Raw genomic sequence first — 22,800 nt, 5'->3', positions numbered from 1 at the left:
GCCGTGAATCGCTTCCTGCTCGCCCTGCTCGTGTGCGCACCGCTGCCTCTGCGGGCGCAACTGCTCGAGATCGCAGTCGAGCGGCGATTTGCCGAGGATGCGAAGGTGCAGGTGGGCGACACCGTCTGGGTAGCGGCGTCTGCAGACGCACCTGAGCACGCCGCACGTGTCGTGGCGATCACCGAGCCTGCCGCCGATCCTGCCACGATCATGCGTCGCGACTATCGTGTCCGTCTCCACCTTCCTGATCTCGCCGCCTTGCTCGGTCAGCCCGATCGGGTCGACCGCTTTGGCGTGGCACTTGAACCGGGGGTCGATCCCGACAGTGCAGCCGAACGCCTCAATCGCGTGGCGTTCGGCTACCAGGTCTTTCGATCGAGCGAGATCGCCTCGCAGTCATCGACCACCTTCCTCGTCGTCAGCCGCTTTCACCGCGCCATCGCCATCATCTCGATTCTCGCGAGCGCGATCTTCCTGCTCTGCCTGATGGTGCTCAAGGTGGAAGAGCGCCGCCTCGATGTCGCCGTGTTGCGATTCACCGGCATCTCGCGCCGGACCGTCTTCCGTTCATTGCTGCTTGAGGCAATGGTCGTGGCGGTCGTCGGAGCATTGCTCGGGACCGGCATCGCCGCAATCGCAAGTGCGATCGTGAACTGGTACTACCAACGCACCTTCTCGACCGCCTTGATCTTCTCGTTGCTGCAATGGCGCACGATTCTCTTCGCCGTTGTGCTCTCCATCGTCCTCGGGCTCGGCGCCGGCTCTCTCGCGGCATGGCGACTGGTTCGAACTCCTCCCCTGGCGCTCTGGCGGCGCGCCGGATGAGGTGGCACTGGGCGCTTCGCGATCTGCTACGTCATCCCGTTCGGAGCGGGCTGGCGTTGCTCGGCGTGGCGATCTCGGCGGCGTTGCTCCTGGATATGGTCCTGTTGAGTGGCGGTATCGAGCGTTCGTTCGAGAAGCTGTTGCTGAGCCGTGGCTATCAGGTGCGGGTGAGCCCGAAGGGGACGCTGCCCTTCGACACCGAAGCGACGCTCGGCGATGCCGCCCGCACCATTGCCGGCATCCGTGCCACGCCGGGCGTGGTGCAGGCGGGCCCCGTGCTGGGTGCATCGCTCTTTGCCCGGCACCGCGGCACGCTCCTCCCGCTCGTGGCATATGGGCTCGACCCGACCGCACAGGGGATCTATGTCCTCGAAGAGGGGCGCGACCTCTCCCTCGGAGACACGTCCCACGTCCTGCTCGGCAAGCCCGCCGCACGACGGCTCGGCGCTCATCTCGGTGACACCATCGTGCTCGTGGGGCGGCTCGATCCGGAGGTTGCCGCGCCAGCGCGAAGCGTGAAGGTGTCTGTCGGCGGATTCGTGCACTTTCTCTACGACGCCAAGGATCAACCCTCGATCGCGCTAACGTTGCCGATGGTGCAGTCGCTTGGCGGCCCGCATCTCACCGATCGCGCATCGGTGATTCTGGTGCGCGCCGCCGATGGTGTCGACACCGGTGCGGTTGTCTCGCGTCTCCGACAGCAGTTTCCAAAGCTTGGTGTCAACACCGTTGGCGATCTGGTCGCGAAGTTTCGTGAGCGGCTGGCGTACTTCCGGCAGCTCTCGCTCATTCTTGGCTCCATCGCGCTCATTGTGACGGTGCTGCTGGTGGGGACGCTGCTCGCGATCACTGTGAACGAGCGTCTCGGCGAAATTGCCACGATGCGGGCGATCGGGATTTCACGCTGGACGGTGATCTCGCAGGTGGTGGTGCAGGGGTTGTTGCTGGTCGTACCGGGTGGCGCGTTGGGGATTGTCCTCGGCCTCGGTACCGCACGCTGGCTCGACGCCATTCTCACCTCGTTTCCCGGCCTTCCGGCCGCGATCTCCTTCTTCGTCGCCGAACCGCGGCAGCTCACCATTGCCGCGCTCACACTGCTGGTGACCGGCCTCCTCGCGGGAGTTCCACCGGCGTGGCGGGCCGCGAATGCCCCGATTGCGGCCACCCTCAGGAGCGACGCACCGTGACGACTGTTCTGGCCGCCCAGGATCTCGAGAAGCGCTATCCGTTGCACGGTCAGGAGGTAGCCGCGCTGCGTGGCGTGACACTCTCGATCGAGCAGGGCGAGTATGTCGCGATCGTCGGCCCGTCCGGATCGGGCAAGTCCACGCTGCTGACGCTGCTCGGTGGCCTCGATACGCCCACCGCCGGAACGGTACGCATTCTGGGGACTTCCCTCGGCGAACTCGACGATCGTCGGCTCACGCGGCTACGGCTCGAACGGATCGGCTTCATCTTCCAGCGATTTCATCTGCTGCCGGTCTTGAGTGCCCGCGAGAACATCGAGCTGCCGCTCGCGGAACGAGGCGTTGGCACGGCCGAGCGCCGCGCGCGGGCCGAAGAGTTGCTGGCGTATGTCGGCCTCGCATCACGGATGGACCACCGAGCCACCCAGCTGTCGGGCGGAGAAATGCAGCGAGTCGCGATTGCGCGGGCACTCGCGAACAGGCCCGCGATCGTCCTGGCCGATGAACCAACCGGCGAACTCGACGCTGCGACCGGCAAGGAAATTCTCGGGCTCTTTCGCCGGCTGCACGACGATGGCACGACGCTCGTCGTCGTGACCCACGATGACCAGCTCGCAGCCGAGGCAGGGCGGGTCATTCGCATGCTTGACGGACGGATCGTCACCTGATGGAGTGGACCCTCGCGCTGCGACACCTCCTGGTGCGCCCCGGTCGAGCCGCCGTCCTGCTGCTCGGCTTCGCGCTTGGCGTTGCGGTGATGATCGTCCTGCTCTCGGTTGGCGATGCGATGCTGGAACAATCGCGTGACATTGCCCTCGTTGGTGGCGGCGAACTCACCGTGCTTCCCGAAGGGGTCGACGTCGAGGCCCTGCGCACCGGCGGCATGACCGGGATGTTCTTCGGCGTGGACCGCGCTCGATTCGTCACGCGCCAACTGCTCGGCGGGCTCCGGCAACGAGGCCTCGTGCGCGAGGTATCGCCGGTGCTGGAGCAGAAACTGCTGGTGGTCCGGACCCGCGACAGCAGCTGGACGGTGCGTGCGGGCGGCGAGCTGCCGGGAACGGCACGAAGTGTCGGAGCCGGGGCAACAGTCTTGCGCGGCGCCTGGCTCGACAACCGCCGCGACAGCAACTGGCGCGCTCCGACCGCCCAGGCACTCTATGATGAGCTCGATCGATTCCACCTCCCCGCGGGGCACGACTCGACCTGGGGCGAATGGCACTACTTCAATGTTGCGGCCAGCGCCAACGAGTGGTGGTACGTCACCTATCTGGTTGGCGGAGATGTGGCTGGTGCGCGATGGGGCGGCCAACTCCTCGTGACGCACCGGCGACCGGATGGCCACTACCAGCGATTCGTCACTGCCGTCCCCGGAAGCCAGGTGCGGTTCGATACCGCCCGCGCCGATCTCGCGATCGGAAATCACACGGTCACCCAGCGCGATGGTGTCTATCGTGTCGAGGGAGGTGCCGGCACGGCCTCGTTCGCCTTTACCCTCACTCCGCGCCCGCTGCGATACTTCCCACCGGTCGAGTTGCGCGACGACAAGCTGACGTCGGGCTATGTCGTGCCGGGGCTCGTGGCCGAGGCAACGGGCCGATTCTGCGACGGTGGAAGCTGCCGGGAGCTTCGCGACGTTCCGGCATACCACGATCACAACTGGGGTGTCTGGCGCGACGTGACCTGGGAATGGGGGAGCGGTCGGGGGGCTTCGCATGCAATTCTCTACGGCGGAGTCTTGCGAGCGGGAGAAGACGCCTCCGGGGCGCCGCTCTTCTTCACCCTGGTGGACTCGCTCGGAGTGCGCCAAGTCTACCGGTTCGAGCGGGTCGAGCGGATCGGTGGCCACCCGATTGCCGGGGTGCCAGGGCTCCTGGCTCCCGACTCGCTGCGGTTGGTCGCGACGCGGAAGAGCGATAGCGTCACGGTCCGGGTCGCCATCGACGATGCCGCCGCAACGCAGTCGGGGGGGCTGAGCATCAAACGGTGGTTCCTCCAGCTGCGCGGCCGGTGGTGGCTCACTGGTCGGGCGGCCGGACAGGAGGTGGCCGACAGCGGCAGCGGCTTCTTCGAGATCTGGCGACAACCGTAGGCCCATGGGTCGTTTCCCGGCGGTTCAGAAGGCGACCCGCTTACCGCAGGCGCCGGATGGCTTAGTTTCCAGTCACTCCCCACTCAGGACACCGACCCGGCAATGTCCGATATCCTCGAGCGTCTGCGTACGGCGCTGCGCGAGACCTATGCGGTCGAACGCCAGGTCGGTGAAGGTGGCATGGCCACGGTCTTCCTTGCGGAAGACCTGAAGCACCACCGCCAGGTGGCGATCAAGGTCCTCCGCCCCGAACTCTCCGCAACTCTCGGCGCCGAACGCTTCCTCCGCGAAATCGAGATGGCCGCACGGCTGCAGCACCCGCACATCGTGCCGGTGTACGACTCCGGCGCCGCCGACGGCCTGCTCTACTATGTGATGCCGTTCGTCGAAGGCGAGTCGCTACGTGACCTGCTCACGCGGAGCGGTCGGGTGCCGCTGGCCCGCGCTGCTGTGATCGTCGGCGAGGCTGCCAGCGGACTCGCCTATGCGCACGCGCAGGGGATCGTGCACCGCGACGTCAAGCCCGAGAACATCATGCTGTCGGGTGGTCACGCGGTCGTTACCGATTTCGGGATCGCGCGCGCGGTCGATGCGTCGCGCGCTGATGGCAACATCACCGGCTCCGGAATGGCGATCGGCACGCCAGCGTACATGAGCCCAGAGCAGGCCACGGCAGACAAGGTTGACGCGCGTAGCGATCAGTACGCCCTCGCCTGCGTGTTCTACGAGATGGTCACGGGCAAGCAGGCGTTCTCCGGGCCGTCGATGCAGGCGATGCTTACTTCGATGCTCACGGGGCCGCGCCCGCGGCTCGCTGCCGTGATGCGCGAAACGCCGCCCGAGGTTGACCTCGCCACGCAGCGTGCGCTCGATACTGACCCGGCGAAGCGCTTCCCCAGCATCACGGCGTTTGCGGAAGCGGTGGCCCAGGAGAGCACCGGTGCGGCTGCCGCGACCCGCGAGAGCCGTCGCTGGAAGCGACTCGCGATCGTGCTTCCGGCGCTGGTCGCGGTCGCAGCAGGGCTCTGGGTGGTCTTCTTCGCGAAGCCGGCCGCGATTGTCGTCTCGGGTGCCGAGACCATCGCGGTGATGCCGTTTTCCACCAGCGGCGCTGCTGCTGCCGGGCTCGGCGAAGGAATGGTTGATCTCCTCTCGAGCAACTTCGAGGGAGTCGGCGGGATTCACGCCATCGAACCGCGCACGGTCTTGCGCGAGTGGCGCCGCCGGGTGAAGAACGGTGATGGTGCCCGCGAAGATGCGCTGGCAGTCGGTCGCAGTGTGAAAGCTGCCTCGGTGCTCACGGGCACCGTGGTCGCCACGGGCAACACCGCACGGCTCACGGCCGAACTCTTCGATATGCAGGGGAAGTCACTCGCCCAGGCCACGCTGGATGGTCCGTCCGACTCGATTCTGGTGCTGGCCGATCGTCTCGCGCTCAAGGTGCTGCAGGACATCTGGCGCTCCAAGGAGCCGATGCCGTCGGCGAATTCCAGCGGCATCGTCTCCGCGTCGATGCCAGCGATTCGTGACTACCTCAAGGGCGAGTGGTTCCACCGGCGCGGCCAGTGGGACTCGGCGCAGATCGCGTTCGAAGCTGCCGTGGCCGCCGACTCGACCTTCGCCCTCGCCTGGTATCGCCTCGCGAATACCCTCGGCTGGACCGGCAACTATCTCTCGCCCGCGGCGATGAAGGCCTCGGCCAACGCCGTGAAGTACTCGACCACACTCTCGCCACGACTCCGCACGATCCTGGGCGCGTATTCGCTCTTCCAGCAGGGCGATCCGTCGGCCGCAGATTCGATGCGCGGATATCTGCAGAAGTTCCCGAATGACGCCGATGCGTGGTACCTGCTCGGGGAGTCGCAGTATCACGCCAACGGCTACGCCCCAATGCCGCCGGCCAAGCTGCGGGCTCCGTTCGATCACGTACTCGAGCTCGACTCCTCGCTGACACCCGCTGCCATCCATCCGATGGAACTCGCCCTGGGCCAGCGCGATACCGCCGCGATCCGGCGCTACGCGGCCGTCTTCAAGCTTGCCGGCGCGAAGGCCGAGATCGATCAGGTCGAGGCGGCGCAGGCGATCATGGCGGGCGATGGCAGTGCCTTCGCGCGGATCGTCCAGGGGCCGGTGTCGGGTTCGGGTCTCGCCCGTGCCGCACTGAATTCCGTGATTCGCGATACCCGCTCCACCGGTGATTCACTCGCCAAGCTGGGGAAGGCGATTGCCTCGACGCCAGCCAATGGTGGCCTGAAGTTGCAATTTGTCGGCCTTGAAGCGCTGCTGAGTTCCTCGGTGGGGCGGCCGTCAGGTGCGAAGGGGATCGTGGATTCCTTGCGCGCTGCCGGCGAGATGCAGACCGCTTCGACGCTTTCGATGACACCGTTCTACGGTGGCTACGCTGACAGCCTGCTGCTACAGCGACTCGAGACCAGTCTCGCCGCGGCACCGCCCAACATGTACGTCAATTTCATCAAGGCGATGCTCGCGTTCGACCGCGGACAGCCCGCGCGCGCGGGAACTCTGATTCAGCAGACCCTCGCGGCGGCGAGCGACACGATGCCGTACTGGTTGCGTGGCGCACTCATCGCGCTGGATGGTATCCGGATGGTGAGTCAGGGTGATACCGTCCGCGGGATGGCACGCGCAGATTCGGGGCTGCGGGTCGCCGGCGGACTCGCGATCACCGGCTTCACGACACCGGTGCAGCTCCGGTATGCCTTGTTGCTCTCGTCGCGCCCGGCGACGCGCAAGCAGGGAATCGAGCGGCTGCGGTACGGCTTCGAACTCTCGCCCGAACTGATGCCGATCACGATGTATTATCTCGGCAAGGCCTACGAAGCTGATGGCCAGCGCGAGGAGGCCCTGGCGTCGTATGGGCAATTCGTGCGACTCTGGAATCACCCTGATTCCAACTATGTGAGTCGTCAGCGGGAAGCGAAGGAAGCACTGCAGCGGCTCACGGCCGAAGGTGCCAAGAGCAGGACCTAGCGTCGCTGCTCGATCTGCACCGCGTGACGCTCGCCGTGCGTCGCGGCCATCAGGAACCATTGCCCAAGATCGATCCGCCCAAGCAGGGGGTGCGCGAAGTGATGCGCATCCCAGGCCACGTCGAGCGAACGGGCGAGGTCGAGCGTGGTATTGCGGCGCTCGCGGAAGATGCGCAGCGCGTCGGCGAGACTCTCGTAGCGGCCCTTCGGATGGACCATTTCGGGCGCGCTGACGGCGGCGGGGTAACTCGCGAGACCGGCGACCATCGCATCCTTCTGGCGGGTCCGCAACTCGCCGGGTGCCTCTCCGGCCGCTGTGGTGATCGCCTTGTGCACCGCGCGCTCGACCACGGTGAGGTGCTCCAGGATCTCGAGGACCGACCACTCATCGGGTGTGGGACGCAGGGCCGACGTTGCAGGGTCGGCGTGAGCGACCACCCGTTCGATATGGCGCAGATTGGCTTCGAGTGCAGCGACCACAGCGGGCCGGTCGGTCAGCGACATCCGTCCTCCGGGGCGAGTCCTTCGAATGTAGCCGCGCGGGTGTAGGTTCCAGTGATGAGCACCGATTCGATGCCTGATATCGCCGTCATGCGGGTCGTGGCCCGCGAACTCGTCGACGCGTTTGCCACGGGGTGGAGCCGGGGGCGGACCGACCAGATGCTCGGGGTGTTTGCCGAGGGGGCCGTGCTGATCGAGACCCCGTTCTCGACGCCGCTCACCGGGATCGAGGCGATCCGCAGCTGGGCCTCGGACATCCCCTACCATCAGTCCGAAACCGTCTTCACCACCGGCGAAGTATTTCTGGCAGGGCCCTGGATTTCGACCGAGTTCAAGCTGGTGTTCCGGCGCAGGAAAACCGGTGACTGGGTGGAGGCGCGCGGCGCCTTCTTTGCCGAGACTGACGGCGCCAAGATCACCGAGCTGCGGATGTACTGGCATCGGTGGAATGGCGGGCGAGACACCTCTCTTCCCTGAAGAAGCGTCCCAAAGCGTGTCGTTGGGTGTCCGGTTCTGGGGACACCAGGCCGTCGTCATGAGTGCTAAGTCGTTGCAGGACAACGTCGTTTGTCTGGCACGGAACTGGTAGCTCTCCCGGCCATCCAGCACTGTCCCAGGTCCGTCGTTGGTGGAGGTTCTTATGCTGACGCTGCTCGCCGCACTTCTGGCTGCCGCCCCGGGTCCCGTTGGGACCGCCGGCAGCCCCGTCGTACAACCCATCTCGCAAGCCACGGTTCGCATCACCCTCAACGGCGGCGATTACGCCCCCGGTGATCGGGTGCGTGTCCAGGTCGAGCCCAGCCAGGACGGCTATCTGGTCGTCTTCCGGGTCGACGGCGACGGTCGGATCCGGGTTCTCTTCCCGCTCGATCCCGATCTCGACCCGTTTGTCCGCGGCGGCAAGCGCTACGAACTGCGCGGCCGGGGCGAGCGCGAGACCTTCCTCGCCGATGACCGGGGCGGCAGCGGCATCATCTACGCCGCGCTCTCGCGCCAGCCGCTCGCCTTCGGGCCCTACGCCGTCAACGATCACTGGGATTACGACGCATTGCGACTTCGTGATCAGGACAGCGACCCCGAGGCCGACCTCGGCGCGATCGTCCGGCGGATGGGCGACAACGGCCGCTTCGACTACGATGTCACCAGCTATCGCGTGCACGAAACGCGGGTGATCGTGGCGGGCGGTGGTCGCAGCTACGATCCGAATTACGATCCCTACTGGAGCTGCCTCTCCTGCGGCTGGGGCTACGGCCGCGGGACGTCGATCGGAATTTCGTTCGGCTCGCGCTACAACAACTGGTACGGCTACCCGGCCTACGGCGATCCCTGGTCGTACAACCCGTGGGGCTACGACCCGTACGCGTACGATTCGTATTTCGGCTACTACGGGTACCCCTACTACGGCTCCCGCTGGAACTATCCCGGGCAGTACCGCCCCATCACCGTGGTGAACCTGCCCCGGCCGGTAACGCCGAATTCTCCTTACGGCGTGCGGGCGCGTTCGCGCCAGCCCATCAACGCCGCCGGGCTCTTCGCGCCCGACCTGACGCGTGGGATGCGGCCGGAATCGCGGCCCGGTGGCAGTGGCAGCAACGGCGGCGTCGATCGAGGCAGTTACGACACGCGCGGGCGGCAGCGTAACGATGATGCCCCGCGCAGCCGTCCGGCGTCGGGCAGCGATCGGCGTGAGTCGCCACCGCAGTCTTCGCCGCCGCCGTCGAGCCGCCCCGGCAGCTCGGCCCCGCCACCGAGATCCGGCAGCAGTGGGTCGGATCGGGCCCGCCGTCGGCCGGAGATGTCGGCAGACCTGACGCCGCGCGTGTTCGAGCCCGCCGTCGAGCGGCGTCAGTTCGAGGCGCCGCAGCCAATCTTCCGCGAGCCGCGCCGGGAAGAAGCGCCAGCCGATCGCAGCCGGCCCGATCGTTCCAGTTCGAGCGAGCGCCCGGTGTATCGTGAGCCGGCCCGGACCGAGCGCGCCTCGCCGCCGCCACAGCAGTCGGCACCGCCGCGGGTCGAGCGGCCGTCGGCTCCGCCACCCGCGGCGCCGGCCACTCCGTCGAGCGGTGGCGACCGGGCACGTCGCCGGCCCTGATCGCACCGCGACATCCGCAGAAACGAAGGGCTCCGCCGGTTGGCGGAGCCCTTCGTATTTCGAGCGTGCTGACCGGGCTATCCCTGCTTGCTCCGGGCATAGTCGCTGCCCCATGCCATGAACTCCGCGCTCCGCAGACCGACGCGCATCGCCGCGTCGATGCCATCCTGCTCACTCATTCCTTCGTCGAGAATGAAGTAGGGAAGCAGGGCGCCACCGACCCGGTTCGCACTGGCGCAATGCAGGATCGTGGGCGTGCCTGCGTGCGCACGCAACGCTGCCAGAATCTTTTCGAGCGTCGCGGTGCTCAGGGCCCCGGACGAGACCGGAATGTTGATGTACTCGATACCGAGCGCACGAAGTGTGGCCGGCTCATCGAAGGGGCGCTGTTCCATCGGATCCCGCAGGTCGATGACGACCTGGACCCCGGCCTCCCGGGCCGCCGCGAATTGCTCCGCGCTCGGCTGTCCGGCGGTGGCGAGCCAGGGGAGGGGTTGAGAGGCGTTGGTTGCGCCGGCGAGGGCGTTGAGCAGGGACATCGGAGTTCTCGCGATAGGTGACGCGGCAATATACGTCCTCCACGGGGTATCTTTGAGCATGTCTGCGATCACCGTGGCGCTCTGTTCATTCCGGCCGACCAAGGGGTCGCCGAGCGCGAATCTCGACCGGATCGAGGAGCTCTTCCGGACCTTTGCCGCGTCGCCGGCACCGCCGGACCTCATCTGCCTGCCCGAAACGATTCTCACCGGTTACTTCCTCGAAGGCGGGGTGCGGGAGCACGCCCTGACCGCCGAGGCGCTCTTTGCGGAGCTCTCTGCGCGGCACGCGCGGGCCGGGACACCACCGGTGGAGATCACCCTCGGGTTCTACGAACGCTGGAACGACCGGCTCCACAACTCGGCGATCTGGATTGCACTCGGTGGCGACGACGCCGGGGTTCGTCACATCCATCGCAAGATTTTCCTGCCGACCTACGGTGTCTTCGACGAAGAGCGATTCGTCGAGGCCGGGCGCGAAGTTCGCGCGTTCAACACCCGCTTCGGTCGCGCGGCCATGCTCGTGTGCGAGGATGCCTGGCACGCGATCACCGGAACGATCGCCGCCGTGGACGGAGCGCAGCTGATCGCCGTGGTCGCAGCGAGCCCGGCGCGCGGAATCGCCCCCGACGAAATTCAACCGGGGCAACCTGGGTCACTGGCACGTTGGGAGCGACTCGCGCGCGACATCGCCGGTGAGCATGGCGTCTACGTCACGCTGACCCAGTTGGTCGGCTTCGAGGGCGGCAAGAATTTTCCTGGTGGCTCGGTGATGGCCGGGCCGAGTGGCGATACGCTGGTTCGGGCGCCGCTGTTCGAAGACGCGGTGGTGCAGCACACCATCGACCTCGAGGAGATCGCGCGAGAGCGGGCGGGGTCGCCGTTGCTGGCCGATCTCGAACAGCGGCTGCCGCACATGATCGAGGAACTTGACCGCGCCCGGAAGCAGTCGCTCACCGGTCGACCCGAGACGGCGGTGCCAGCGAGCATTGCGCCTGCCGCCTCATCGAAGAGCCGGCTGGCGGCCCCGGCGCCGCGTTCTCGTCTCGCCATCGATCCGGAACTGACCCGTCGCTGGCTGACCGGATTCCTGCGCGACGAGGTCTCGCGTCGGCGCGGCTTCAGCAAGGTGATCGTCGGACTCTCCGGAGGCGTCGACTCCGCCGTCGTCGCCACACTTGCAGCCCAGGCGTTCGGACCGGAAAATGTGATCGCCGTGCGGATGCCCTACCGAACTTCGAGTCCGGATTCGCTGGCGCACGCGCGACTCGTCGTCGAATCGCTCGGCATCACCGAGCGGACGGTCGAGATCTCTGCGGCAGTTGACGGGTACGCCGCAGCGTGCGGATCCACACCCACACCAGCCCGTCTCGGCAACGTGATGGCCCGGACGCGGATGCTCACACTGTTCGACCTGAGTGCGGCATATGCGGCGCTCCCGCTCGGCACCGGCAACAAGAGCGAGCGCCTGCTCGGCTATTTCACCTGGCACGCCGACGATGCGCCCCCGGTGAATCCGCTCGGCGACCTGTTCAAGACCCAGGTCTGGGAACTGGCCCGTCACCTTGATGTCCCGACCGAGATCATCGACAAGCCGGCGAGCGCCGACCTGGTGCAGGGGCAGACCGACGAGTCCGATTTCGGCATCTCGTATGCTCACGCCGATGCTATCCTGGATCTGCTGCTGCAGGGGCACGCCGAGCAGGCGATTGTTGCGGGCGGCTTCTCCCAGGCGGAAATCACTCTTGTCCGCAAGCGGCTCGACACGACGCACTGGAAGCGCAAGCTGCCGAGTGTGGCGATGCTGAGTCAGACCGCGATTGGCGAGTATTACCTCCGGCCCGTGGACTATTGATGTCGCTTCCCGAAAGTCGTCCGATGTCGTACTCGCGTGGCGAGATTTCCACGCTGGTGATGCCGCACATGTCGAACCTGCTCGGCGACCTCTTCGGCGGGAACCTGCTCGCGCTGGTCGACCAGGCGGCCGCCATCGCGGCGATTCGCCACGCCGGAGGCCGCTGCGTCACTGCCTCGATTCACACGATGGACTTCAGGGAACGGATTCCAATCGGATCGCTGGTGACCTGCTGCGCGACCGTGGACTTCGTGGGCAAGTCGTCGATGGACATCACGGTCGAGGTGTTCGCCGAGAAGCCAAGCACCGGTGAGCGACACAACACCCACACCGCGCACGTGGTGTTCGTGGCGATCGATGACTACGGTCGGCCAAAGCAGGTGCCGCGGCTGATTCCGGGGACCGAAGAAGAGCAGGCGCGCTACACGGCGGCCGAGCAATACCGCGAACATCACAAGAAGAAGTGAACGCGCCCCGGGTCGTGCTGGTGCTGAGCGGGGGCGGCGCGAAGGCGGCGGCGCATCTCGGCGCGGCGCGGGCGCTCTACGAGGCAGGGATCCGTCCGGTGCATTTCGTCGGCACGTCGATGGGGGGCGTGATTGCCGTCGCACTGGCGAGTGGGGAGGAGCCAGCCGCGATTCTCGATCGCTTCGCCCGGGTGAAGCAGCACGACGTGATCGCGCCGGAGCGGCTACAGCTCTTCAAGGGGATCTGGGCCCGCGCGCTGCTCAAGACCGGGCCTCTGCGCGAGGCGATCCGGCGTATCATTCCGGTGCAACGATTTGCGGAGTTGACGACCCCGGTGACGGTCACCGCGACGGAAGTGAAGAGTGGCAGGGAAGTGGCGTTCGGAACGGGCGGCGAGGATGCGCCGATTCTCGATGTACTCGTCGCTACCTGCGCCCTGCCGCCTTATTTTGCTGCAGCGCCGGTGAACGGTCGGGAGTTCTATGACGGGGGGCTGCGCGCCGTGGTCCCGCTGCGTCAGGCCCGTAGCATTGCGTGTGATTTCGTGATTGCGATTCATGTTGGCCCCGCGTTCGACGAGCAAGGGGCGCCAGTGCAGGTGCCTCCGCCATTTGTTGCCGCGGCAGACACCGCGATCGGCTGGCTGATGGCTGGTTCGACCGAGCTGATGCGCGAACACTGGGAACTCGACCCGGGCGCCCCGCCGTTGATCTGGTTGCGCCCGATCAGCGACCGGGCGGCTACTTTCGCGATGGAAAAGATCCCCGAGTATGCCGAAGCGGGTTACCTGTCGATGCAGAAGGCACTGGCTGACCTGCAGGAGGGTGCATGACCGAGACTGCTACCGTTGATGTCCGCCAATTCTCTGTCGACCAGGCGAACGCGACGCTCCCCCTGGTGCGGCGGATCGTGCAGGACCTGATCGACCTGCATCCGCGGTGGCGGGCCGCCGTGGCCGCCTACGAACTCGCCCAGGCCGACGTGACTGCCGATGGCGAAACCGACTCGGCTCGCGAGCAGCGTCTCGCCGCGGGTCGGCTCGCCGGCGAGATCGAGTCGTGCCTCGACGAGTTGACGCAGATCGGCTGCCATTTCAAGGACTTCGAGGCCGGCCTGGTCGACTTCCCCACCATGCACGACGACCGACTGGTCTACCTCTGCTGGCGTGCGGGCGAGGAGCGGGTGGAGTACTGGCACGAGATCACCGGTGGCGTCGATGGCCGGCAGCTGATTGATGCAAGCTTCGATGCGGTGGCCCGATGAGCGGCACCTGGCGGCTGGTGCACTTCCTGGCCTTCGTCGCGTGGCTCGGCGGTGGACTCGGCGTGATGATGGCCGGGATCACGATGAACCGGCTCGATCGCTCGCTCTGGGGTGGTGTGGCCGATGTGCAGGCGGCGCTCTATCGCTGGCTGGTGGCGCCAGGATCGCTGCTCACGGTCGCTTCCGGAGTGGTCCTCACGCTGCGGATGTACGGTGCCCTCTCCGGACAGTCGGTGCCGTGGCTCGGCATGATGCAGGGGATGGGTCTGCTCGGCGCGCTGGTCACACTGCTCGGTGCCATGCCCGCGGCCGGTCGCCTCTCGAGGCTCGAGCCGCTCGGCGACACGGCGGCCGCATTCGATGCGGCGCGCACCCGGCTTCGGATCACCGGGATGATCGGCGGGATCTTCTCCTTCCTCGCGCTGGTCGCCGGCGCCCTCTACCGCACCGGATGACGATCTCGCGCCGCGACCTGCTCGCGCTGGCCGCCGCGCTTCCGGGCTTCTCCGGTCTGGCCCACGCGACGCTGCCGCCGCGCACGACCTCGGCGCTGCCGCACGGCCCAGCGCCAGACGACGAGCCGGCGTGGGAGCGGATTGCCGCCGAGTTCGTGATCGAAGGGACCCATCTCAACACCGGGACCTACGGCGCCTGCCCGCTGCCGGTGCTCGACGCCACCATCCATCATATGCGCGCGTTCGAGCGGATGATCGGCCAGGAAGCGGTCGACGTGAAGGCCGTGCACGCAGAGCTGGAGAGTTTTCTCGGCGCGTGGCCCGGCAGTGTGGCGATCGTCCGCAACACCACCGAAGCGATGAATGTGGTGGCCAACGGCCTCGAACTCGCCGCGGGTGATGAGGTGCTGGCAACGACGCATGAACACATTGGTGGCCGGTGCGCGTGGGATCTGCTGGCGAAGCGGCGCGGTGTGGTCTTCCGTCAGTTCACGCCGCCGCTCGATCCCAAAGACGAGGGCGAGTTGCTCGCGGCGTGGCAGCGCGAAGTGACGCCGCGCACCAGGGTGGTGATGATCTCGCAGGTCCTGTTCACGACCGGCATGATCCAGCCTGCGGCCGAGCTGGTGCGATGGGCGCGAGCGCGAGGCATTGTGAGTGTCATTGACGCCGCACATCCGCCCGGCATGCTGGTGAACAACCTGCAGGCGCTCAATGCCGACTACTACTGCACCTCGACGCACAAGTGGTTGCTGGCGCCCAAGGGCACTGGCCTGCTGGTGGTGCATCCCGACCGCATCAAGAGCACCTGGCCGCTGATCGGCTCGGGCGACTGGAACAGCGACCTGATCGCGCGCTTCGAACATGTCGGTACCAGCAATGACTCACTCGTCGCCGGAATGCGGGCGGCAGTGGCCTTCCAAAATGCCATCGGCTCGACGGCGATCGAGCAGCGCATTCGTCGTCTCGGCACGCATCTCTTCGACGCGCTGCGGGAGAATCCGCGCGTGAAGCTGCTCTCGCCGCGCGCGGCGGCGATGCGATCGCCGATGGTGTCGTTCACGATGGATGGCATCAGTGCGGAACAACTGCAAGGGTACCTTGGGCGGGAGCGGATCCGGACACGACGGATCGCAGAGTACGGCTACGAATATCTGCGCCTGAGTTCGCACATCTACGTCCTGCCGCGTGACCTCGACCGGACCGTGGCACTCTTGCGGGTCGCGCCACGCAGCTGAACGGCGCCGGTGCGACAGAGGTCGCGCACCGGGCAGCGGTCGCAGTGCTTCACGCGGGCGGTGCAGATCAGGGCGCCGAGTTCCATCAGCGCCTGATTGATGGTCCAGGTCGTGAGTCCGCGCCGCGACACGAGGGTGCTCGCGGTGGCCCAGAGTTGCTTCTCACCCTTCGCGCCGGGAGGGAGTCGGGGGTGAAAGATCCGGCGTAATACCCGCGCGACATTGGTGTCGACAGCAGGTTCGGGGAGCTCATAGGCGAACGAGGCGACCGCACCTGCGGTGTAGGCACCGACCCCCGGGAGCGCCCGGAGTGCCGTGACGTCGCGTGGCAATTCTCCGCCGTGGTGCGTCACCACCTCGCGGGCAAGCAGGTGGAGGTTGGTGGCACGGCGGTAATAGCCGAGCCCGGCCCACGATTCCTGCACCCGGCGCGGCGGTGCCTCGGCGAGATGGTGGATGGTCGGAAAGCGTTCGAGGAAGCGGGCCCAGTATCCCTCGACCCGCGACACCTGCGTCTGCTGGAGCATGACTTCAGACACCAGGATCTGATAGGGGTCGCGCGTCCGACGCCAGGGCAGGTCACGGCCGTGGCGCCGGAACCAGGTCAGCAGGCGCCGCTTGACCCGGATGCGTTGCTCGGCGATGGCAGGGATAGACTTGAGGTTCACTGGAGCACAAGATAGAGGTGTGATGATCCACGGTCGAGGAGTCGCAAGCCGGTGAGTTCCCTCGTTGCGCGCGTTCAGCATAGCGCCGGCCGGGCCGTGCTTGACGCGCTGGCTGCGGTCGGCCGCTTCGCCGCGCTCATGGTCGAGCTCGTCCGCGGGCTGACCGAATGGCGGATCTGGGTGCCGCGGGCCTTTGACGAGGCGTGGAGCATCGGCATGGGCTCGCTCTTCATCGTGCTGCTGATCTCGTCGTTCGCCGGGGCGGTGACGGCGCTGCAGGCGGGATATCAGTTCACCGGCAACATTCCGATCTACGTGGTCGGTTCGCTGGTCACCGAGTCGGTGGTGCTGGAGCTCGGTCCGGTGCTCGTCGGGCTGATCCTCGCGGGCCGGATCGGTGCGTCGTATGCTGCCGAACTTGGCACGATGCGGGTGACCGAACAGATCGATGCTCTCGAATCGCTCGGTCGTTCACCGGCGAGTCACCTGCTGATCCCGCGGGTGATGGCGTGCCTGCTGATGATCCCGGTCCTGGTGATCTTCGCCGATGTGGTGGCGGTGCTCGCCGGCTGGCTTGCCGCCAAGCAGGCGCTGCCGATTACCGACCAGGATTTCATCTACGGTGCCCGGATCTTCTGGCGCCCCTTTGATGCGACGTATTCGGTGACCAAGGCGTTCTTCTTTGCCGCGGCGATCTCGCTCATTTCCTGCTACCGGGGCTACACCACCAAGCAGGGAGCGGAGGGCGTTGGCAAGGCCGCGACCGGGGCCGTGGTGACTTCGTCGGTCCTGATCCTGCTGCTCGACACTGTGCTCGCAAAGCTGTTGCTCAAGGCATGATCGAACTCCGCGATGTCGCCAAACGCTTCGGCGCCCAGGTCGTCCTCGACGGCGTCACGCTTACCGTCAATGAAGGCGAGACCCTGGCGCTCCTCGGGCCGTCGGGCACCGGCAAGAGCGTGCTGCTCAAGCATATCATCGGGCTGCTGCGGCCCGACCGGGGTGAAGTGATTGTCGACGGGCTGTATGTGGCCAAGCTCAAGCGCAAGGAGCTGGCGGCGCTGCGTTCGACCATCGGCTACGTCTTCCAGAATGGCGCGCTCTTCGACTCGATGAACGTGCACGAGAATATCCGGCTCGGCCTGACCGACCCGGCACAGTTCAACGACACCGAGTTCGTCGAGAAGCGGGTGGGGGAATGCCTCAAGATCGTGAACCTGGTGCCTGAAACCGCTCGGAAGATGCCGTCAGAACTCTCGGGCGGGATGCGCAAGCGGGTCGGGATCGCCCGGGCGATCGCGGGGAAGCCGAAGTACCTGCTCTATGACGAGCCGACCTCGGGGCTTGATCCGGTGAACTCGGATGTGATCGACACGATGATCAAGCGGCTCGATACCGAGCTTGGTGTGACCTCGATCATGGTGACCCACGACGTCCGGGGTGCCTTCCGCACGGCTGACCGGATCGCGCTGCTGACGCAGGGAAAGATCGTCGCGATCGGCACACCGGAAGAATTCCGTGATTCGACCGTACCAGAAGTCAGAGCGTTCCTCGAACGCGACTTCGACAATGAGCCCATCTGACCGGGACTGACCGATGAATTCATATCAGAAGGAAGCCGCCGTCGGACTGCTCGTGATCCTGGGCGCGCTCGCGTTCGTGGGTGGCGGGATGTTCCTGCGCAACAAGAGCATCAAGAGCCCCGATGTCATGGTGCTGTTCGACAACATCGGCAACCTCAAGGATGGCGCGCCGGTGCGCATCTCCGGTGCACCAGTTGGCCGGGTCGACGGGATCACCTTCGAGGGTGTCGGCAAGGTGCGCATCGGCATCATCTTCTCGGAGAAGATCGTGCCGGCGAAGAATGCCAAGGCCTCGATCGGCAGCGTCGGGATGCTCGGCGACGTGATCGTGAACTTCGACCCCGGGACCGGCGAACCGCTGGCGAAGGGTGCGACGATCATCGGCACGGTCGAGAAGGGGATCTTCGACAAGGGCGCCGTGATTGCCGACCAGGCGTCGCAGACGCTGACTTCACTCAACCGGATGCTCGACACGGGGCTGGTGATCGACTTGCGCCATACCCTGACCACGACAGACAAGCTGCTCCGCTACCTGAGCGACCAGAAGGGCGGCCCCACGGCCGAGGTTAACAGCACGATGCGGTCGTTGCAGCAGACGTCGGCACGGCTCGACACCACGCTGCAGCAACTCGACGCCAAGTCGCTCCAGACCCGGCTCGATTCCACGATGCGCTCGACCGGGGCGCTTGCCGACCGTCTGGCTGCGACCTCGACCCGGATGGACTCGCTGCTGGCGAAGATTCAGCGGGGCGACGGAACCCTGGGCAAGCTGGCGTCGGACTCGGGGTTGTATGTTGATCTCCGGAAAACCCTGCAGGCCACCAACGGGCTGATCGACGAGCTCAAGAAGAATCCCGGCAAGATCGGGGTGACTGTCAAGCTCTTCTGAGGAGAGACTGCGTGACCGAGTTCCAGGACCAGATCCGCGCCATCCTCAAGGCGGTCGGCGAAGATCCCGACCGTGACGGCCTGCAGAAGACGCCGGAGCGAGTCGAGAAGTCGTTGCGCTTTCTGACCCAGGGTTACGAGCAGAGTGCGGCCGGGGTGATCGGCGAAGCGCTGTTCGAGGAAACCCACCACAACATGGTGGTCGTGCGCGACATCGAGTTCTACTCGATGTGCGAACATCACATGCTCCCATTCTTCGGGAAGGCGCACGTGGCCTACATCCCGAGCGGCCGGATTGTCGGCCTCTCGAAGATGGCGCGCGTGGTCGATGTCTTCGCCCGGCGGTTGCAGGTGCAGGAACGGATGACCGACCAGATTGCCGACGCCCTGTCGGCCGAACTGGAACCGCGCGGTGTGGGGGTGGTGCTGGAGGCGGCTCACTTCTGCATGATGATGCGGGGCGTCCAGAAGCAGGGCTCCCAGACCGTGACATCGGCGATGCGCGGCGCGTTTCTCGACGATCCGCGAACCCGCGAGGAGTTCCTCCGACTGGTGCACGCGACCCGATGATCCAGGTGACCTTCCTCGGCACCAGCGCGGCGCTGCCGACCACGGAGCGCAACGTCTCGGGGCTGATGATGCAGCGGGAAGGGGAGTTGCTGCTGTTCGACTGCGGCGAAGGGACTCAGCGACAGATGATGCGCTACGGTGCCGGCTTCACGATGTCGGATATCTTCTTCTCCCACTATCACTCCGATCATACCCTCGGACTGCCGGGGTTGCTGCGCTCGCTCGGCATGATGGCGCGGACGGCACCGCTCACGCTGTACGGCCCACGCGGGGCGCACAAGCATCTCGGCCAGCTGGTCGCGCTCGGGATGGAGAAGGTGAAGTTTCCGGTCGAGATCATTGAAGTGGCCCCGGGACAGGTGCTGCCACGTGGCGAATACGACCTTCACGTCGGCGAGGCGAGTCATCGCGGCGACTGCGTCGCCTATGCGCTGGTGGAGCACGACCGGCTCGGTCGCTTCGATCCCGAACTCGCGCGTACGCTGGGCATTCCCGAGGGGCCCCTCTGGGGCAAGATCCACAGGGGGGAAAGCGTCACGCTCGAGAGCGGGCGGGTCGTGACGCCGGCGGAGCTGGTCGGGCCCGCCCGAGCAGGCCGGCGGGTGACCTACTCCGGTGACTCGGCGCCGACTGATGCCATGCTGCACCTCGCGGTTGGCGCCGACCTGCTGATTCACGAAGCGACCTTTGGGGAAGACGAGCGCGCGCGCGCGAGAGAGACGATGCACTCGACCGCGCGAGAAGCCGCGACCGTCGCGATGGAGGCGGGAGTGAAGCGGCTGGTGCTGACGCATATCTCTGCTCGCTATTCACGCGAGGCGCCCGAGCTGCTGGCCGAGGCGCGCGCGGTGTTCGAGGCGACAACGATCGCGAAGGACGGGATGGTTATCGAGGTGCCGTACCGCACGTAAGCCGTCACCCTGAGCGAAGCGTTGTCGCCCTGAACGCAGTGAGGGGGCGGAGTTCGATGGCGAGGCCCACCCGACCTCGCCTCCGGTCCTCTGATTTGCTCAATCAACATTTCGCGCGCGCACTTCGAAACCGACGACGCCTCACGCTCGTCGGTTTCTTCGTTCTGCAAACTCCTGGAGAAAGTTGTGAAGACTCTTAACATCGCCGTGATGCTGATCGTGAGTACCGCGAGCGCACTCGCCGCGCAGGCACCCGGCGCCCTCGATGCAGCCGAGAAGCAGACCGCCATCAACGCTCTCGCCGATCAGCTCACCACGCTTTACGTGTTTCCCGAGAAGGCCACGGTGATGGCGACAACGTTGCGCGCGAACCTGGCGCGTGGCGACTACGACTCCCTGGCCAACGGGCCGGCCTTCGCGCAGCGTCTCACTCGCGACCTCGACGCCCTGGTGCACGACAAGCATCTGCGGGTGGCGTATTCCATGGATGTTCTCCCCGAGTTCCACGGCGACGCAGGGCGCGAGCCGAGCGAGGAGCAGGTGGCGCGGGCCCGGGCGAATCACTTCGGCTTCGTGAATGTGAAGGTGCTTCCCGGCAACGTCGGCCTGCTCCAGTTCACCGGCTTCCAGCAATCCGAGGGCGAGATCCGCGACACGGCCATCGCGGTGATGAAGCGGCTCGCCGGTGTCGACGCGCTGCTGGTCGATCTGCGGAGCAACGGCGGCGGCGATCCCTATATGGTGGCGCTGCTCTCGTCGCAGCTCTTTCCCAAGGGGAAAAAGGTCCACCTCAACGACCTGTACTGGCGCCCCACCGATCACACCGACGAGTTCTACACCGATCCCGACCTCGCCGTCGGCCGGATCACGGGCCCGGTGTACACGGTGACTTCCTCGCGCACCTTTTCGGCGGCCGAGGAGTACACCAGCAACCTGAAGGCGTTGAAGAGGGCGACGCAAGTTGGTGAGACTACCGGGGGAGGTGCGCATCCTGGCGGACAGGAACGTCTGTCGGATCACTACTCGGCCTTCATTCCCCGCGGCAGGGCGATCAATCCGATCACCAAGGGGAATTGGGAGGGGACGGGGAACGTGCCGGAGATCGCGACTACTCGAGCTGAGGCGCTCAAGGTCGCGTATCTGGACGCGCTGAAGACGCTGGAGAAGTCCGCGAAGACCGACCTGAAGATCAACGAGCTGCGGGCGGCGCGGGCCAAGGCGGAGCGAGGGGAGACGCTCCTCAACTAATCGGAGGCGCGCGCATGCGCGCGCCCTACACCTGCGAGGCGATGAACTTCTTGACGTCGAATTTGGTCGTCGCGGCCTTGAGCGACATGTAGCGCACCGTCCCGAAGACGGGGCGGCGGTAGAACGGGCGGTCGAACTTCCCGAAGCACCAGAGGATGCCGCCGTACGAGTTGGGATCGCGACCGTCGAGTGAATACTTGTTGTTGAGGTGTTCCAGGATGCGGAGTGCAGTCGCCGCATCCTTGCTCCAGCCGATCACCGACTTTCCCCAGAGCATCCTGAGATAGTTCGGCATCCAGCCATCGCGGAGGTAGGCGCGCTGGCAGGCGTTCCAGAGCTCGTCGCCGGTGGCGGCGTGCTCGAGCTGTGAATCCGAATAGAGCGTCCGCGGATCGTCCTCGTGATCGGCGAGTTCCTTGCGGGCCCAGTCGGGAATTGCGTTGACGGTGCGGTGCTTCGGATTCCGGGCGCAGAGGTTGAAGGCGAGCTCGCGCCAGGTGAGCGTTTCGTCGAGGAATTTCTCCCACTGCTCCTGCGGCCCTCCCTTCTTTGCGGCCAGGAGCACCTCATGCGGCGAGATGTGCCCGAAGTGGAGCCAGGGCGACATCTTCGAGGTGACGTCGAGGTTCGGATCGTTGCGCTCGAGATAGTTCGGCAGTCCGTTCTTGACCCACCACTTCAGGCGCGCGCGTGCCGCGGTCGAACCGCCGCGCCAGCCCAGCGCCGGTGGTACGTCGTGATCGATGGCGCAGGAAGCGACCAGCGCGGCGATGGAGTCATCGGAGGGCGCGGCAGCAACGAACGGCAACGCGACGGTGGTGCGGTACTTTGGCTCGGGGTTTTCGGGCGGTAGAAGCCAGTCGTCGAGATCCTTCATCAGCACCGGGCGAATGTGTCGGGCACCGGAGAAGGCCTTGTCGAGTCGTTTCGCGGGGATGATGGTTGCCGAATCGATGGCCACGACGGGACAGTCGACCCTGGTGCGGAGCGCCTTCGTCTGTCGCGGCATCAGGAAGGTCGGGAACCAGTCGGTCACCACCATCGCGGCCCGCGAAGCAAGTGCCACGAGTGGGGAGAGCCCTTCTGTCTCATCGCTCGCGGTGCGGGTATCGAGGTAGCAGGCGTACTGAATCCCCTTCGCCGCGAAATCACGCTGGAGGTCGACCATCCCTTCGAGGATGAAGGTGTGGAATCGGTCGCTGGCCCAGGGGTAGTCGTGTCGGAGGCCGTGATAGACCAGCACCGGGAGCCCGAGCTCGTCGGCGCGTTCGATGGCGAAATTCAGGGCGAAGTTGTCGTGGGCCCGCTGGGTGATCTGCATCCAGTAGAGCACGAACTCCCGGCCAGGCAGGGGGCGAGTGGCCCCGGCGGTCCAGACCCGGTCGTCGGTGAGCGGCGCGTAGCGTTGCATTGCTCCAAGGTACGTCGGT

23 protein-coding genes are annotated in these 22,800 nt (G+C 66.1%); 19 read left to right on the top strand and 4 right to left on the bottom strand.

All coding sequences use genetic code 11. The features are described 5' to 3' along the window. The first annotated feature begins 3 nt into the window (after nt 1-3). From V4558_04220 to V4558_04200, 5 genes are all read left to right on the top strand, one after another. Entirely contained in the window at nt 4-825 is an 822-nt protein-coding gene (locus V4558_04220) for an FtsX-like permease family protein (GenBank protein ID MES2304683.1), read from the top strand. Next, on the top strand, nt 774-2,012 hold the full coding sequence (locus V4558_04215; protein MES2304682.1) for an FtsX-like permease family protein: 1,239 nt from the start codon (nt 774-776) through the stop codon (nt 2,010-2,012). Before V4558_04220 ends, V4558_04215 begins: the two co-directional genes overlap by 52 nt. Further along, a complete protein-coding gene (locus tag V4558_04210) occupies nt 2,009-2,680 on the top strand; it encodes an ABC transporter ATP-binding protein (GenBank protein MES2304681.1) in 672 nt (223 codons plus the stop codon). Before V4558_04215 ends, V4558_04210 begins: the two co-directional genes overlap by 4 nt. Next, the gene (locus tag V4558_04205; GenBank protein ID MES2304680.1) at nt 2,680-4,104 is read left to right on the top strand and encodes a hypothetical protein; all 1,425 of its coding nucleotides are present in this window, start codon (nt 2,680-2,682) and stop codon (nt 4,102-4,104) included. The genes V4558_04210 and V4558_04205 overlap by 1 nt, the downstream gene beginning before the upstream one ends. A gap of 102 nt (nt 4,105-4,206) precedes the next feature. Next, nucleotides 4,207-7,095, top strand: coding sequence for a protein kinase (locus tag V4558_04200; protein MES2304679.1), 2,889 nt, complete (start codon nt 4,207-4,209; stop codon nt 7,093-7,095). On the opposite strand, the gene V4558_04195 is transcribed toward V4558_04200, so the two are convergent. Beyond that, nucleotides 7,092-7,598: a DinB family protein gene (locus V4558_04195; GenBank protein MES2304678.1), complete on the bottom strand. Its 507-nt coding sequence runs from the start codon at nt 7,596-7,598 to the stop codon at nt 7,092-7,094. The genes V4558_04200 and V4558_04195 overlap by 4 nt on opposite strands. 54 nt (nt 7,599-7,652) lie before the next feature. Between V4558_04195 and V4558_04190 the strand changes: the two genes are divergently transcribed. Next, nucleotides 7,653-8,072: a nuclear transport factor 2 family protein gene (locus V4558_04190; protein MES2304677.1), complete on the top strand. Its 420-nt coding sequence runs from the start codon at nt 7,653-7,655 to the stop codon at nt 8,070-8,072. A gap of 163 nt (nt 8,073-8,235) precedes the next feature. Further along, nucleotides 8,236-9,687: a DUF4384 domain-containing protein gene (locus tag V4558_04185; protein MES2304676.1), complete on the top strand. Its 1,452-nt coding sequence runs from the start codon at nt 8,236-8,238 to the stop codon at nt 9,685-9,687. Nucleotides 9,688-9,764: 77 nt separating this feature from the next. On the opposite strand, the gene V4558_04180 is transcribed toward V4558_04185, so the two are convergent. Continuing rightward, the gene (locus V4558_04180) at nt 9,765-10,226 is read right to left on the bottom strand and encodes a sulfur transferase domain-containing protein (GenBank protein MES2304675.1); all 462 of its coding nucleotides are present in this window, start codon (nt 10,224-10,226) and stop codon (nt 9,765-9,767) included. Nucleotides 10,227-10,284: 58 nt separating this feature from the next. Between V4558_04180 and V4558_04175 the strand changes: the two genes are divergently transcribed. The 6 genes from V4558_04175 to V4558_04150 are packed head-to-tail and all read left to right on the top strand — an operon-like array spanning nt 10,285 to nt 15,502. Next, a complete protein-coding gene (locus V4558_04175; GenBank protein MES2304674.1) occupies nt 10,285-12,078 on the top strand; it encodes an NAD+ synthase in 1,794 nt (597 codons plus the stop codon). After that, entirely contained in the window at nt 12,078-12,545 is a 468-nt protein-coding gene (locus V4558_04170; protein ID MES2304673.1) for an acyl-CoA thioesterase, read from the top strand. The genes V4558_04175 and V4558_04170 overlap by 1 nt, the downstream gene beginning before the upstream one ends. Beyond that, nucleotides 12,542-13,378 (top strand): patatin-like phospholipase family protein, encoded by an 837-nt coding sequence (locus V4558_04165; GenBank protein ID MES2304672.1) that lies wholly within the window; start codon nt 12,542-12,544, stop codon nt 13,376-13,378. The genes V4558_04170 and V4558_04165 overlap by 4 nt, the downstream gene beginning before the upstream one ends. Beyond that, complete coding sequence (locus tag V4558_04160; protein ID MES2304671.1) at nt 13,375-13,809, top strand: DUF2203 domain-containing protein; 435 nt, start codon at nt 13,375-13,377, stop codon at nt 13,807-13,809. The genes V4558_04165 and V4558_04160 overlap by 4 nt, the downstream gene beginning before the upstream one ends. Next, nucleotides 13,806-14,264, top strand: a complete 459-nt coding sequence (locus tag V4558_04155) for a hypothetical protein (GenBank protein MES2304670.1) — start codon at nt 13,806-13,808, stop codon at nt 14,262-14,264. Before V4558_04160 ends, V4558_04155 begins: the two co-directional genes overlap by 4 nt. After that, complete coding sequence (locus tag V4558_04150) at nt 14,261-15,502, top strand: aminotransferase class V-fold PLP-dependent enzyme (GenBank protein ID MES2304669.1); 1,242 nt, start codon at nt 14,261-14,263, stop codon at nt 15,500-15,502. The genes V4558_04155 and V4558_04150 overlap by 4 nt, the downstream gene beginning before the upstream one ends. Here the strand turns inward: V4558_04150 and V4558_04145 are convergent. Then, nucleotides 15,439-16,170 (bottom strand): A/G-specific adenine glycosylase, encoded by a 732-nt coding sequence (locus V4558_04145; protein MES2304668.1) that lies wholly within the window; start codon nt 16,168-16,170, stop codon nt 15,439-15,441. The genes V4558_04150 and V4558_04145 overlap by 64 nt on opposite strands. A gap of 51 nt (nt 16,171-16,221) precedes the next feature. Between V4558_04145 and V4558_04140 the strand changes: the two genes are divergently transcribed. The 6 genes from V4558_04140 to V4558_04115 all read left to right on the top strand — a co-directional run bounded on the left by V4558_04140 (nt 16,222) and on the right by V4558_04115 (nt 21,370). Then, complete coding sequence (locus V4558_04140; GenBank protein ID MES2304667.1) at nt 16,222-17,010, top strand: ABC transporter permease; 789 nt, start codon at nt 16,222-16,224, stop codon at nt 17,008-17,010. Then, nucleotides 17,007-17,753, top strand: a complete 747-nt coding sequence (locus V4558_04135; protein MES2304666.1) for an ATP-binding cassette domain-containing protein — start codon at nt 17,007-17,009, stop codon at nt 17,751-17,753. Before V4558_04140 ends, V4558_04135 begins: the two co-directional genes overlap by 4 nt. Before the next feature lie 13 nt (nt 17,754-17,766). Then, nucleotides 17,767-18,642 (top strand): MlaD family protein, encoded by an 876-nt coding sequence (locus V4558_04130; GenBank protein MES2304665.1) that lies wholly within the window; start codon nt 17,767-17,769, stop codon nt 18,640-18,642. An 11-nt stretch (nt 18,643-18,653) separates the two neighbouring features. After that, nucleotides 18,654-19,211, top strand: a complete 558-nt coding sequence (folE, locus tag V4558_04125; GenBank protein ID MES2304664.1) for a GTP cyclohydrolase I FolE — start codon at nt 18,654-18,656, stop codon at nt 19,209-19,211. Next, nucleotides 19,208-20,122 (top strand): ribonuclease Z, encoded by a 915-nt coding sequence (gene rnz / locus V4558_04120; GenBank protein MES2304663.1) that lies wholly within the window; start codon nt 19,208-19,210, stop codon nt 20,120-20,122. The genes folE and rnz overlap by 4 nt, the downstream gene beginning before the upstream one ends. A gap of 186 nt (nt 20,123-20,308) precedes the next feature. Next, complete coding sequence (locus V4558_04115) at nt 20,309-21,370, top strand: S41 family peptidase (GenBank protein MES2304662.1); 1,062 nt, start codon at nt 20,309-20,311, stop codon at nt 21,368-21,370. A gap of 25 nt (nt 21,371-21,395) precedes the next feature. Here V4558_04115 and V4558_04110 read toward each other — a convergent pair whose 3' ends face one another. Beyond that, nucleotides 21,396-22,781, bottom strand: coding sequence for a deoxyribodipyrimidine photo-lyase (locus V4558_04110; GenBank protein ID MES2304661.1), 1,386 nt, complete (start codon nt 22,779-22,781; stop codon nt 21,396-21,398). Nucleotides 22,782-22,800: the final 19 nt, after the last annotated feature.

The organism is Gemmatimonadota bacterium, from assembly GCA_040388535.1.
In the GTDB taxonomy this organism is placed as follows: Bacteria; Gemmatimonadota; Gemmatimonadetes; order Gemmatimonadales; family GWC2-71-9; genus Palsa-1233.
The sequence above is the reverse complement of the archived record's forward strand: the minus strand, read 5'-3'. Positions and strand labels throughout refer to the sequence as shown.

Coding starts and splice junctions, on each gene's coding strand:
- rnz (MES2304663.1), top strand. CDS start 19,208: ATGATCCAGGTGACCTTCCTCGGCACCAGCGCGGCGCTGCCGACCACG.
- V4558_04110 (MES2304661.1), bottom strand. CDS start 22,781: ATGCAACGCTACGCGCCGCTCACCGACGACCGGGTCTGGACCGCCGGG.
- V4558_04160 (MES2304671.1), top strand. CDS start 13,375: ATGACCGAGACTGCTACCGTTGATGTCCGCCAATTCTCTGTCGACCAG.
- V4558_04155 (MES2304670.1), top strand. CDS start 13,806: ATGAGCGGCACCTGGCGGCTGGTGCACTTCCTGGCCTTCGTCGCGTGG.
- V4558_04130 (MES2304665.1), top strand. CDS start 17,767: ATGAATTCATATCAGAAGGAAGCCGCCGTCGGACTGCTCGTGATCCTG.
- V4558_04150 (MES2304669.1), top strand. CDS start 14,261: ATGACGATCTCGCGCCGCGACCTGCTCGCGCTGGCCGCCGCGCTTCCG.
- V4558_04195 (MES2304678.1), bottom strand. CDS start 7,598: ATGTCGCTGACCGACCGGCCCGCTGTGGTCGCTGCACTCGAAGCCAAT.
- V4558_04180 (MES2304675.1), bottom strand. CDS start 10,226: ATGTCCCTGCTCAACGCCCTCGCCGGCGCAACCAACGCCTCTCAACCC.
- V4558_04190 (MES2304677.1), top strand. CDS start 7,653: ATGAGCACCGATTCGATGCCTGATATCGCCGTCATGCGGGTCGTGGCC.
- V4558_04135 (MES2304666.1), top strand. CDS start 17,007: ATGATCGAACTCCGCGATGTCGCCAAACGCTTCGGCGCCCAGGTCGTC.
- V4558_04205 (MES2304680.1), top strand. CDS start 2,680: ATGGAGTGGACCCTCGCGCTGCGACACCTCCTGGTGCGCCCCGGTCGA.
- V4558_04175 (MES2304674.1), top strand. CDS start 10,285: ATGTCTGCGATCACCGTGGCGCTCTGTTCATTCCGGCCGACCAAGGGG.
- V4558_04200 (MES2304679.1), top strand. CDS start 4,207: ATGTCCGATATCCTCGAGCGTCTGCGTACGGCGCTGCGCGAGACCTAT.
- V4558_04185 (MES2304676.1), top strand. CDS start 8,236: ATGCTGACGCTGCTCGCCGCACTTCTGGCTGCCGCCCCGGGTCCCGTT.
- V4558_04170 (MES2304673.1), top strand. CDS start 12,078: ATGTCGCTTCCCGAAAGTCGTCCGATGTCGTACTCGCGTGGCGAGATT.
- V4558_04215 (MES2304682.1), top strand. CDS start 774: ATGGCGACTGGTTCGAACTCCTCCCCTGGCGCTCTGGCGGCGCGCCGG.